Raw genomic sequence first — 12,798 nt, 5'->3', positions numbered from 1 at the left:
GATTTTGTGATCCACTACACTGCCTCGGAAGTCGATGAGATCTTTGAAACGCTCAGTGAGCAGATCCTCCAGGAGGACAGCTTCGGTAAAAAACCGGTTGGAATTGATGGAATACAATTCCTCGTACAGGCGCTACCTCAGACACAACGAAAACTGCTTGATTTTATCCGTCGTATCCCAGTTCCGAAAACGGGAGGAAGCTGGCTGGGGTCTGCCTTTATGCAGTGTTTCGTCGACGATACTCATGAAGAAGAGTTCCGATCTATCCTTCAGGGGTGGGCAGAGCAGTCTGATAATTCAAAGTTAAGCATTTCAGCTAAAGCAATGCTTGATTTGCCAGGGAAACGAAAATAAATGGGAACGTCAAAATCTTACGGGGGACCAACCAATGGGCTAGTTCCAGACTTCGTGGACAACCCTCCGGAGCCTACTTTACCACTCCCACCTGCAGCCCCAGGAGATACTCAACCGCAGAATGAGCCTCTCGCACCTTCAGTTGCGCTTCCCGATTCAAATGGTGCGGGACCGTTAAGCACACCGAAAGGCAATTTTACCCGTTATGTGCGCTCCGGTAGTCGTAGTGCGCTCGGCAGGGCGATTGCCAGCTATGTGCGAAGCGGTATGGGAGGTGCGAGTAGGGCCAGTCGCCGCATGGGATCCTCCCGTGTCGTCGCGGGAGGGTTACTCAGTATCATCGGTGATTTCCAACAGGGAGGTGCAGCACAGGCCCTTCAGCGTTTTAACCTAAGCAATTTGGTTGGAGAGCCAGCGGCAACAGTCTTCGTGTCGCTAGTTGAGTTTTTGTGCCCGCCTGGTGGTTCAGTAGATGAAGGGATCTCCCGACAGGCAATGCTTGATACCATTGCTGACATGTCTGATACCGATGTAAATAGTTTCGATTCATTAACCCCGGAGCAACTGCAGGAAATTTTTATCGGTTTTGTCGTTCACTCCATTGAGGGGCGAATCATGGCCGATATTGGCAAGAATGGCATCAAGTTACCTGATGACATTGAGGCTATCGGGGAAATTCAGGAAACACTCCACAATTTTGTTGACGGCGCTACCCGTGTTCAGTTGAGAGACGAACTGAAGGATGTATCAGGGTTATCAGGTCGAGAAATCAACCAAAAGGTTGAAAAGATTTATGAGCTGGCATTCGAACTAATTGCTAGTGAAGGAGAGAGAGCAGAATGAGCCATCACACTATCATCGCGAGACTGGGAACTCGCGATTCCTTGCAGCCATTACTGAACCGACTGCATACTCAAATAACCCAAATTAACTTTTTGAAAGATAACGGGCGGTTGGATTTTGGTCTTGGGCAGGCTCTTACAGGGTTAAGTGAACTTGGGCTTACTCCGTCGGAAACCTCGATTGATCTCGCTCTGCTAGCTGCAACAGTCACTGCTGCGGATACGCGAATTTCACGAAACCGAAATGCTCAGGATCTGTGGACCCGGGAAATAGCCTTGCACATCCCCGTTTCTGATCCTGCCTTATGGAATAGCCAGACAGGATTGCTCATTAAACTATTGAATTTCTTGACTGGAGACCGTTGGTCGTTGCATTTTCACGAACGACCAGAAATTGAGGGAGGCCTTGTCAGGGAATCAACCAAACCGCGCACTATTGATCCGACCTCCGTTTGTCTTTTCTCTGGTGGACTGGACAGTTTTATTGGAGCGATTGATCTTCTTTCTCAGGGAAGAACTCCGCTATTTATCAGTCATTACTGGGATTCAATTACAAGTAAATATCAGAAAGAATGCTCAGATCTTTTGTCTGGCAAGTTTAATCAGGAGTTCGGGCATGTTAGAGCGCGCGTCGGATTTCGGAAAGAGATAATTGAAGGTGATAAGGGAGAAAATACATTACGTGGTCGATCGTTTCTTTTTTTCTCCCTCGCAACGTTAGCTGCAGATGCTGCCGGTGGACCTATGGAGATAAACGTGCCGGAAAATGGCCTTATATCTCTCAATGTACCTCTAGATCCATTGCGTGTAGGTGCGCTTAGTACTCGAACGACGCATCCTTATTACATGGCTCGTTATAATGAACTGCTGCATAATTTGGGGATAGATGCCTATCTGTTTAATCCTTATGCCTTTATGACGAAGGGTGAAATGGCTCGGCAGTGCCGTGATCAGACATTCCTTCGTCAACATGCTGAAAGCACAATGTCATGCTCATCACCACAAAGTACTCGTTGGAATCCCGATTTAAATGAAGAACAGTCCATACATTGTGGTCGGTGCGTACCTTGCTTAATAAGGCGTGCATCGTTATTTGCGGCTTTTGGCACAGACGGCACACATTACCGTATCTCGGACCTTAGAGCTCGGGTATTAGACTGTAGCAAGGCTGAAGGTGAACATGTCCGTGCCTTCCAGTTCTCTCTAGAGCGGCTGGCGCGTTCGCCTGAACATGCGAAATTCGATATCCATAAACCGGGCCCGTTAAGTGATTATCCTGAGAATTATGACGACTATGCAGGTGTATATATAAGAGGGATGGAGGAAGTTAACTGTCTGCTAAATGGGGTAAGAACGAGACCATTGTCATGAATACAACTCAGCAGAAACCCTTTCCTCTATGGGTTGATTTTCACTGCCACTTGGATCTTTACCCTGATCATAAAGCGATCATCACCGAATGCGAATTGGCTCGTGTCGCTACCCTTGCGGTAACAACAACACCTAAGGCATGGCAAAGAAATTGTGAGCTGGCGATGAATTCGCCATTCGTGCGTGTGGGGCTGGGTTTGCATCCACAATTAGTGTCAGAACGAGAGGGGGAAGTGGCGCTGTTAGAACGTTACCTCCCTTCAGCGCGCTATGTAGGAGAGATCGGGCTTGATGCCAGCCCCCGTTTTTACCGAAGCTTCGAGGCACAAGAGCGAGTATTCACGCGCATTCTTCACGCCTGTGTGGAACAGGGGGGTAAAATCCTGAGCATTCACAGCGTACGCACGGCAGCAAAAGTTTTAGACCATCTTGAGAAAACCAATCTTCTCGAAAACTGTCAGGCTATTCTCCACTGGTTTACAGGGACGGCGGCAGAGGCCCGGCGAGCTGTTGAGCTTGGATGCTACTTCTCCGTTAACGAGGAGATGATGCGATCAGCTAAACACCGCAAACTCATCGGTAGCCTCCCGCTGAACAGGCTGCTCACAGAAACCGATGGGCCGTTTGTCCAGAGTAAAGGCACTGCTGTGCGCCCTTTTGATGTCCATCGCGCTGTCCATGAAATTGCTCTACTCCATTGCATCTCTAACGAGGTTGCAGCATCAGTAATCCTCGGCAATCTCAAAAGTCTGGTAACAACTGGTGGATCTGCGTAGCGACAGTCTGCTGGAAGAGGACTGGGGCGAAGGCTGCCAGGAAAATATTACTTCAGTCAGCGCATCTCACAAGGAAAAGTAGATGAACATAAAGCAGGCGGTAACACTTTCTTTAGTCCAACGGGGTGTTGGCTGTGGACTACTATTCAGCAGCGCACTCTTTTATTTTGTTAGCCTGCTTATGGCACTTTATCGTGCTGCACAGAGTATGAGTGGTTCTGATCTACTTCGGCGGTTTGGCACGATAGTTCAAAATATTATTGCAACTTTATATGAGTTAACCGTGCCTTACATCGGTTTCGTCTGGCGTAATGTTCCGACCATAAATCAGTCCGACCCATTTACTTACGGGAACTTACTTTTCCTGGGTTTTGTTGGTGTGATGATTGTTGGTAAACAACTGACGCTTGCTGGTCGACGACTTCAAGCTCGCATTCAGCACCAGGTTGAGCGTGTTGAGGAACTGCAGTGGCGTGATTCAATGATGCGGAATAGTGCATCACCCAGTACAGTGATTTCAGCTAAGTCAATAGAAAATATTAATATCTTTCAGCATCCTATGCCACCGAACCCAGAGGGGAGGTGGTGGACTCGCCCATGGGGAGTTATCGGCCTCTCGATCATCAGTGGATATCTTGTCGCCGCACTAGCCAAGCTAACAGGGATGCTTTGAAAGTAATGCCAAATCTGATGATGGGATGAGTGCGTTCTTCACATCACCAATTTATATGTAAAATTTGCCAACTATGCAATCTGCAGATGGTTAGCCTATTAATCTCTCTACGTATTTGTCTGCTATCCATTGCAGTTAGATGATTAACGGGTTTGTCGCTTATTGCCAAGGTGGTGCCAGATTAATTGTTAGTACGGTGGTGTGAGGAAAAATAAGATGCACATTAAGCATGTTGAGATCGGCAATTTTCGCAAGCTAAAAACCGTCCGTATCGATTTCACCCCCAAGACAACTGTTTTTGTCGGTGCGAACAATAGCGGAAAAACTTCTGCTATGGTTGCACTTCGCCGGTTCTTGATCGAGCGGTCTGAGTTTTCCATTAACGATTTCACTTTGTCTCATTGGTCGAAGATTGATGCAGGTGCGTTGAAGTGGGAGTCTGCGACTGATGGAGAAGAGCTGGAGCCAATTGAGTGGGACAGTTTCACTCCGTTCTTGGATGTTTGGCTTGATGTGTCGGCGAAGGAACTGCATTACGTTCAAAAAATTCTTCCAACGCTCGATTGGGATGGGACGAGTATCGGTGTTCGCCTTCGATTTGAACCAAAAGATACTCATGCGCTGCAATTTGAGTACCTGACGGCAAAACGTGCTGCTGCTGAAGTAATGGCAAAGGCCTGTGATGGTAATAAATCTGAGGAAAAATTAGATGTAGTATCAACGTTTGCACTTTGGCCGCGTTCGATGATGGAGTTCTTGGCTCAGCGGTTGCGATCAACATTCGAGGTCCGTGCCTATCTGCTCGACCCCGCAAAACTGAAAGTGCCCGAGAACGGTAAGGCATGCCCTCAAGTGCTTCCTGATAATAGCGACCCTATTAATGGTGGGGATCCTTTCCATGGACTTATTCGCATCGACGAAATTAGCGCACAGCGCGGATTTGGTCACGCCGGTCAATCTGGAGGAGCGCGTAACAACGATTCACAAGATGATTTTGCTGAACCCCGGGTCAGCAAGAGGTTATCGAGCCAACTACGTAATTACTACACTCAACATCTAGACCCCTTTGATACACCGGAACCCAAAGATCTTGAGGCATTGTTAGCGCTACATGAGGCCCAAACAGCCTTCGGCAAACGGCTGGCAGATTGTTTCTCCGATGCCCTGGCAGAGCTTGAGGACATTGGGTACCCTGGTGTCACAGATCCTAAACTGACTATCACAACTAATATTAAGCCAATCGATGGGCTAAATCACAGCTCCGCCGTGCAGTATGAGGTCCCGACTCATCTTGCAGGAACTTCGGGGGCTCATCGTCTTCCTGAGGATTCAAACGGACTTGGTTACCAAAATCTTGTGTCCATAGTCTTTGCTCTCATGGGGTTTCGCGACAAATGGATGAAGGTGGGGAAGGCTGGAAAATCGAAAACCTCGGAAGAGGCTCTTATTCCGCCGCTCCATCTTGTTTTGATCGAGGAGCCAGAGGCGCATTTACATGCGCAAGTTCAGCAAGTTTTTATCAAGCAAGCCTATGGGGTACTGCGAAAGCACGACAAACTGAAAGAATCTCCAAACCTTCAAACCCAGCTTGTTGTCAGTACACACTCAAGCCATCTCGCTCATGAGGCTGACTTTGCGTCGTTGCGCTATTTCCGTCGGTTACCGGCTCCAACAGAGGTAGGTGCCGTACCTTTGACCTCCGTTGTCAATCTGTCGGAGATCTTCGACGGCTTGGACAAAACCGAGCGCTTTGTTAAGCGATATCTGAAGGCGACTCATTGCGACCTCTTTTTTGCTGATGGCGCAATACTTGTCGAGGGGCCAGCGGAACGTATTCTGGTCCCACATTTTGTTCGTGAACGAGAGGTTTACGCTTATCTGAAGCGGAGCTATATCACATGGCTTGAGATTGGCGGGAGTCATGCGCACAGGTTGAAGAAGCTGATCGAGCATTTGGGGCTCAGCACCTTGATTATCACGGATATTGATGCAAAAGACAGTATTACGAATGCAGCAGTGGTACCGAAACGTGGTGCTGGGCAACGAGCCAGAAATGAGACGGTAAAGACTTGGATTCCAAATGAAGAGTCACTTGATGTACTTCTCGACATGAAGAGTGAAAAGAAGGTTCTCTCAGAACCGAGTGGCTACGCAGTTCGTGTTGCATATCAAACGCCTATCACTGTGAAATTCAAGTCAAAGGACGCGGTTGAGGCTTTGGCAAATACATTTGAAGATGCACTCGTCTATGAGAATATGGAATTATTCACAAAGCTTGATGGTCATGGACTTATTGCAAAGTTTCGTGATGCGCTTACAAGTTCAGCCGATCTCGCCGAACTGGGAGTGAAGGTTTCTGATGCCTTGAAAAACGGGACGAAGGCTGAATTCGCACTTGACATCCTCTTTAGCGAAGAGGTCGATCAGTTGAAAGTGCCCATTTATATCCACGAAGGTTTGGCATGGCTTGCTGAACAACTGAAGCGTAAAGAGGATAATATTATCGGGAAGGTTGGAGCGAAAGCATGAGTGTTCTCAAACCTCTGGAGTCAGACGATGAGATCGACGCACCGGTTGATGTAGAGATAAGGAAATGTCTAGACCTTGCCACCCCGCAAAGTTTTTTCCTTTTTGCTGGAGCTGGTTCTGGAAAGACGAAGTCGCTCGTATCGGCACTTCAATATGTGCGCGACACATTTGGTGAAACGCTGAGACTGAAAGGGCAGCGTGTTGCCGTAATTACTTACACAAATGCTGCCAGCGAAGAGATCAAGCGACGCCTGTCCTTTGATCCAACTATTGACGTATCTACGATACATAGTTTTGCATGGTCACTGATTGATGGGTTCAATCGCGATATCCGCGAGTGGCTCCGCATGGATATCGAAACAGGCATCATGCAGCTTCAGGCAGATGAGGCTAAAGGGAGAAAAGGTACCACTGCGTCAGCAACCCGTATCAGCAAAATTGCTTCGAAGAACAAACGTCTTCAGAATCTGAATAGCGTTAAACGCTTTGTATATAGCCCAACAGGTGAAAACCGTGGGCGGGATTCTCTGAATCATGCTGAGGTGATCCAACTCACTTCTTACTTCTTAAGAACGAAGCCTGCCATGCAAAGTATATTGGTGGGCCGTTATCCGATCCTTCTAATCGACGAGAGCCAGGATACCAACAAGCAACTGATAGACGCTTTATTTACCGTCCAGGCACAGCATAAGGAGAGGTTTGTTCTCGGTCTTCTCGGCGATATGATGCAGCGCATCTATAGTGATGGCAAGGACGGACTCGGTAGTGATCTGCCTGCTGATTGGGCAACACCAGGGAAACAGATGAACCACCGTTGTCCTAAACGTGTCGTGACGTTGATCAACAAGGTGCGCAATGCAACAGACAAGCAGGTGCAACGGCCACGAGCTGACAGTATCGAAGGTAGTGTTCGACTCTTCATTCTTCCAAGTGATATAGCCGACAAATCTGCAGCAGAACAAGCGATCGGGTTGCACATGGCCAAAGTTACCGGTGATGAGATGTGGCAAAACCTCGAGCTCTGCAAGAACCTCATACTGGAGCATCGAATGGCTGCAAACCGTATGGGCTTTCTGGAACTGTTTGTGCCACTGTATGAAGTAGATAGCTGGCGTACCAATTTGCTAAACGGTTCTTTGCCTGTGATTCGATTCTTTTCTGATGAAGTCCTACCGCTTGTCAAAGCAAAGTTCAATGAAGATCGCTTCGCTATGGCACGAATTGTCAGAAATTTCTCGCCTTTGCTGAGTCCAGATACTTTACGCAAAGCCGACGACCAACAGTCACAGCTCAAGTTGGCGTTGGCAGCAATAGATCATCTCAGCGAACTTTTTAAAGACGGTGCTGATCCGTCGCTTGGCGACGTGCTTCGCTCCGTGGCAAGCTGCAACTTATTTTTTATTCCCGAATCTCTGTTGCCAAATGTGTCAGGCAATAAAGTGGCCAGCAGTGAAAACCCGGCTACCGACAAGAGTAATGTTGATCGACAGGCCGAGCGTGCGGAAGCAATCGAAAAATTTTTACTTGCACCGTTCACACAGGTTGAACGGTTTATGTCCTACGTGTCTGGCAAAGCACACTTCGATACACATCAAGGTGTTAAAGGACTTGAGTTCGACCGGGTTATGGTCATCATGGATGATAAGGAAGCCCGGGGCTTCATGTTCAAGTATGAAAACCTCTTCGGTGGTAAAAGCATAGAGGATGCGTCGATTGAAGGTGTACGACGACTGTTCTATGTGACATGTAGCAGAGCACGACAGAGTCTTGCTCTTGTAGCTTATACGGAGTCACCGGATCGCGTTCGTAATTTCGTTGTGAATGAAGGCTGGTTCAATGCCGAGGAAATTATTATGGGCGTGCCTGAATAATTATGTAATGCCTAGACAAATGGTATTGTTGAACAAGTACATTACCACTTGTGGAAAAAACAAAAAAATGTGTGAATTGACTCAAGCTAACAACGCCAGCGGTTAATGCTGGCGTTGTTAGCTTATTTAAACCTTCAGTGAAGCGCACCTAGCACAAAATCAGCCCAAGCTTCCATCATTGGCCGACGTTGTTCCAATAAATCAGTACGGTGATATGCAGCTTCAACCTTATTTTTTACCGTATGCGCTAATGCTCGTTCTGCCAAATCCCGAGGGTAACCTTGCTCACTGCACCAGTCTCGGAAGCTAGAGCGAAAACCGTGGGCTGTTGCTACGCGCCCTGGTGTATCACTTGGTGCTTCGACACGGCGCAAGAATGAAGTTAATACCATATCTGACAGTAACGATTGGTTACGGGATGAGGGGAACACCAATTCGTCATGCAACCCTTTCATACCCTCTAGGAGTTCAACAGCCCTTGGTACCAATGGAACCCGGTGAATGATGCCTGCTTTCATGCGTTCGGCAGGGATAGTCCATATAGCAGCTTTGAAGTCAATTTCAGACCACTGAATCCCCCTGGCTTCACCCGAGCGGCAAGCTGTTAGGATCAGCAACTCTAATAGCGAACGGGTTAAATCGCAACGTCTGGCATTGCGCAGATGTACAGCGACAAAATTTGGGATATCTCGCCAAGGCATTGCAGGTTGGTGCTCTGTCCGAATAGCTTTGCTAGGCTGCTGGGGCAACAGATGGGTGACAACATCGACAGGGTTTGCCACACAATGGCCGTGCGCCCATCCCCAGGCCATTACAGCGTGTAAGCGCTGTTTCACGCGACTTGCTGTTTCTGGGATCGACAACCAAATCGGGCGTAAAACCTCTGCCATATGTGCAGGTGTAATTGTGTCCAGTGGTAATGAGCCGATGGAAGGGAAGGCGTATTGCTCCAGTGTGGCTATCCATTGCTTCCCGTGTTTATCGTTTTTCCAGCCAGGTAATAAATCCATGTGAACCTGACGCGAGGCATCAGTAAATGTCGGGATCACGGGTTTGTCTGCTGCAACAACCTTTTTGAATTCCAGCGGATCGACCCCATTGGAGAGCTGATCGCGCATAGCATGTGCTTGTTTGCCTGCTTCGGCGATGCTGATTTCGGGATAGCTGCCTAATCCAGCATTCCGGCGCTTTTTAGTTGTTGGACTAACGTAGCGTAGAACCCATTTACCATGGCCTTTGCTGTTTGAGGGGTGCAACGTCAGGCCGGTGATGCCACCGTGCGGCAAGGGTTTATCGCCCGGTTTAATATTCCGGGCTTTGGTATCGGTGAGGAGTGCCATCTGTAAAATCCTTGAGATGTCAGTATGCCATCGAGTATGCCATCGATGGTTGATTTTGGTTAGGTGTGGTTGTGCGGCTTTAAGTGGGTTTGTTTTTAACTTATTGTTTTATATTTATCTTTTAAGATGAATTACGTTGGGTTGTGTTGTTGATAGGCGGACTGCTCCTCCGCCATTTCTTCCTGCTAGTTGTTTCCTACGCTTATCTCCCCAAAAAATTCCCATTGCTAAACGCAACTGCCTTAATGCGTATTCATCTCACCAAACGTGGCTCACGTTATTACTCCCGCAGAAGATCCCTTTATCTCTAATCCTACATTTTTAGCTTACAGAAATCATCAAAGCCCCAAGCATGTTCAATTGCTCTGAAGCAGAAAGGTTGGCTTGGCTGAAAGGTTGCTGCTGGATATCGGTACATTCTGAATTTAATGTGCGTTGCATGTAAGCTGCTATTCTGAGAGTCGTCAGGAGTATATTTAAAGCATAATGACGGCATTGCTGACTCGGTTAGAGTAGATAGTTTCACCCGTCATTATTGCATTATTCATTAAACTGAAATCCCGATGTAATAGACGCTTTATACTCTGATTTTTTATATTTAATCATGGACCGATGTTTTCTATGGTATCAATCAGTGTGCAAAAGATACCCCTATTTTCTGGAGAGCTTATGTTAGCCGGTGCTAAGAAAAATATTATTTCGCTGTCTCTTCTATCCATTGTGGTATTGGCGTTAGAGGCCTGTGATTCAAGCAGCGATCGAGCAGATACTGCTGTCGCTCCGGTCATCGGCACCAGCGAACTGACGCTGGTTTCGACTACCGATCTTCATGCCAGCGTCCTGAGTTATGATTATTTCAAGCTTAGCGAGGATAATAGCTTCGGGTTTGAGCGAACGGCCACGCTGCTGCGGGAAGCTAAAAGCAAATACAGTAATGTTCTGCTGGTTGATAATGGTGACACCATTCAAGGCACGGCCCTGGCAGACTATCAGGCGCAGGTTAACCCTGTTAGCTGTGATGAAAAGTTGGCCATTTACCAAGCGATGGATGAAATAGGCTATGATGCTGGGAGTTTGGGTAACCATGAATTCAATTACGGTTTGCCTTATCTGGCTCAGGTGACTGGTGCAACGTTCAATATCGCGGCGCTGCCTGCAGTGAGTGAACAAAAAAAGTGTGTTGGCCCCAACTTTCCGCTGGTCTCATCCAATGTCTGGAGCCAAAAGGACGGCAAGCCACTTTATAAACCCTATGTCATTCTGAATAAAAACCTGAAAATCTATGACGCACAAGGCCAGGAAAGTCAGGCGTCTATCAAGATCGCCGTGATTGGTTTCACGCCGCCGCCTATTATGAATTGGGATAAGCGCTGGCTGGATGGGCAGATCGGCGTCAGCGGTGTTGTCGAAGCTGCTGAAAAATATGTTCCTATGGCCAAGGCAGAAGGTGCCGATCTGGTTATCGCACTGTCCCACGGTGGCTATAGCGCCGATGCTTACTCAGCAGAGATGGAAAACGCCAACTATTATCTGGCGAAAGTTCCCGGGATAGATGCGATCATTATGGGGCACTCCCACAATGAATTCCCGCTGGCATTCTGTAATAGCAGCGCCTGCAATGCACCAGGTGTTGATAGTAAAAGTGGTTTTATCAATGGTGTTCCGGCAGTCATGGCCAGCTATTGGGGGAAGGCTATCGGGTTAATTCATTTGACTCTACAGCACGATCAATCCGGTTGGAGCGTGAGCAAGGAAAACACCCGTGTTGAATTGGAAAAAACGCTATTAGATGCCGATACAAAAACCTATGTGGCTGCCGATCCGTCAATTTTACCAACGATTCAGGCCGTTCACGAAGAAGTGATTGATTACGTCAAAACACCGATTGGACGCAGTGATTTTGATATGACCACCTATTTTGCTGATGTTGGCGACGTTTCTGCCATTCAGATTGTCAATGCAGCTCAGGCAGACTATGTCAGGACCTATGTCGATCTTAATTTCCCCCAATATCATGATATTCCGGTTCTCTCCGTCAGTGCGCCATTTAAGGGGGGCTTTTCTGGCGCAGGTGATTTTACGGTAGTTGAAGCAGGGGCTCTCTCTATTTATAACGCCGCCGATCTTTATCTGTATCCGAATACGGTCTATGCGGTACTGGTCACGGGGGATATTGTCAAAGGTTGGCTGGAAAAAGCAGCGGGGCGCTTTAATCAGATTGATCCTGCGTCTGAAGTGGCGCAAAACTTGACTAGCTCATTTCCCAGTTTCAACTTTGATATGTTTACCTCCAGTGATTTGAAATATCAGATTGATATCACGCAACCTGTCGGCAAACGAATTGTTGACCTTACTTATAAAGGGCAACCGATAGACGATAGCCAGCAATTTATTATTGCCACCAACAATTATCGGGCAACCGGTGGCGGTGGTTTCCCAGGGCTAACAGCGGATCGGATTATCTATGCCTCACCGGATAATAATCGCGATGTACTGATAAATTACATCAAAAATCGGTCAGTCTTGACACGTGAGCAGGACGGCAGCGCACGCAGCTGGCGTTTTGCTCCAGTGACCACGGCTGGCCCGGTTATTTTCCGTTCTGCCGCAGAGAAATTGGCCTATGCACAGAGCATCGGTTTAATGAATATCAGCCTATACAGAGCGGATGACGGTAATGGTATGAGCCTATACCAGATCGATTTATCCAAGTAATTATTTTTGTATATACCCTAAATAATTCGAGTTGCTTGCAGTATGAGTCACTCAGCTAACACTCAAGCAACTTGACGTATGACGGGTATAGAAAAATGAGTAACAGGAAACGTCATCAATAGGGAGAGTAAAATATGTATGTTAATACTTATCGCCAGTTAGCTTGGGTTAAAAAGCTATTTTATTTATTGATGGTTATATTGGGTGTGGCATTTTTATCCGCGTGTGATTCTTCAACGACTCAAAGGCTGCCAGCCAATTCAAGTATATCATCAGGCTCATCAAATTTATCGACAGAATCAACGGATGATAAACAAGAAAAGCCAG

General features: G+C 47.4%; 9 protein-coding genes. 8 read left to right on the top strand and 1 reads right to left on the bottom strand.

Annotation, left to right across the window (positions count from 1 at the left end):
• From IV04_RS26440 to IV04_RS19375, 7 genes are all read left to right on the top strand, one after another.
• Nucleotides 1-354, top strand: a 354-nt coding sequence (locus IV04_RS26440) for a hypothetical protein (protein ID WP_200877129.1), incomplete at its 5' end; no start/stop codon positions are given.
• Complete coding sequence (gene qatB / locus IV04_RS19400) at nt 355-1,197, top strand: Qat anti-phage system associated protein QatB (protein ID WP_369794944.1); 843 nt, start codon at nt 355-357, stop codon at nt 1,195-1,197.
• A complete protein-coding gene (gene qatC, locus IV04_RS19395) occupies nt 1,194-2,567 on the top strand; it encodes a Qat anti-phage system QueC-like protein QatC (protein ID WP_037396829.1) in 1,374 nt (457 codons plus the stop codon). The genes qatB and qatC overlap by 4 nt, the downstream gene beginning before the upstream one ends.
• Complete coding sequence (gene qatD / locus IV04_RS19390) at nt 2,564-3,343, top strand: Qat anti-phage system TatD family nuclease QatD (protein ID WP_037396832.1); 780 nt, start codon at nt 2,564-2,566, stop codon at nt 3,341-3,343. Before qatC ends, qatD begins: the two co-directional genes overlap by 4 nt.
• 82 nt (nt 3,344-3,425) lie before the next feature.
• Complete coding sequence (locus tag IV04_RS19385) at nt 3,426-4,016, top strand: YniB family protein (RefSeq protein ID WP_037396835.1); 591 nt, start codon at nt 3,426-3,428, stop codon at nt 4,014-4,016.
• Nucleotides 4,017-4,232: 216 nt separating this feature from the next.
• A complete protein-coding gene (locus tag IV04_RS19380; protein ID WP_037396838.1) occupies nt 4,233-6,545 on the top strand; it encodes an AAA family ATPase in 2,313 nt (770 codons plus the stop codon).
• A complete protein-coding gene (locus tag IV04_RS19375; RefSeq protein ID WP_037396840.1) occupies nt 6,542-8,416 on the top strand; it encodes a UvrD-helicase domain-containing protein in 1,875 nt (624 codons plus the stop codon). The genes IV04_RS19380 and IV04_RS19375 overlap by 4 nt, the downstream gene beginning before the upstream one ends.
• Nucleotides 8,417-8,550: 134 nt before the next feature.
• On the opposite strand, the gene IV04_RS19370 is transcribed toward IV04_RS19375, so the two are convergent.
• Nucleotides 8,551-9,756: a tyrosine-type recombinase/integrase gene (locus IV04_RS19370; RefSeq protein ID WP_037396846.1), complete on the bottom strand. Its 1,206-nt coding sequence runs from the start codon at nt 9,754-9,756 to the stop codon at nt 8,551-8,553.
• A gap of 669 nt (nt 9,757-10,425) precedes the next feature.
• On the opposite strand from IV04_RS19370, the gene IV04_RS19365 reads away from it, so the two are divergent.
• Nucleotides 10,426-12,471 carry a bifunctional 2',3'-cyclic-nucleotide 2'-phosphodiesterase/3'-nucleotidase gene (locus IV04_RS19365; RefSeq protein WP_037396848.1) on the top strand — a complete coding sequence of 682 codons (2,046 nt, stop codon included), beginning with the start codon at nt 10,426-10,428 and terminating at the stop codon, nt 12,469-12,471.
• Nucleotides 12,472-12,798: the final 327 nt, after the last annotated feature.

This window comes from Serratia sp. Ag1 (assembly GCF_000743355.1).
Classification (GTDB): Bacteria; Pseudomonadota; Gammaproteobacteria; order Enterobacterales; family Enterobacteriaceae; genus Chania.
Note: the sequence above shows the minus strand (reverse complement) of the source record. Positions and strands in the feature narration are given on the sequence as shown.

Coding starts and splice junctions, on each gene's coding strand:
- qatC (WP_037396829.1), top strand. CDS start 1,194: ATGAGCCATCACACTATCATCGCGAGACTGGGAACTCGCGATTCCTTG.
- qatD (WP_037396832.1), top strand. CDS start 2,564: ATGAATACAACTCAGCAGAAACCCTTTCCTCTATGGGTTGATTTTCAC.
- IV04_RS19375 (WP_037396840.1), top strand. CDS start 6,542: ATGAGTGTTCTCAAACCTCTGGAGTCAGACGATGAGATCGACGCACCG.
- IV04_RS19365 (WP_037396848.1), top strand. CDS start 10,426: ATGTTAGCCGGTGCTAAGAAAAATATTATTTCGCTGTCTCTTCTATCC.
- IV04_RS19380 (WP_037396838.1), top strand. CDS start 4,233: ATGCACATTAAGCATGTTGAGATCGGCAATTTTCGCAAGCTAAAAACC.
- IV04_RS19385 (WP_037396835.1), top strand. CDS start 3,426: ATGAACATAAAGCAGGCGGTAACACTTTCTTTAGTCCAACGGGGTGTT.
- IV04_RS19370 (WP_037396846.1), bottom strand. CDS start 9,756: ATGGCACTCCTCACCGATACCAAAGCCCGGAATATTAAACCGGGCGAT.
- qatB (WP_369794944.1), top strand. CDS start 355: ATGGGAACGTCAAAATCTTACGGGGGACCAACCAATGGGCTAGTTCCA.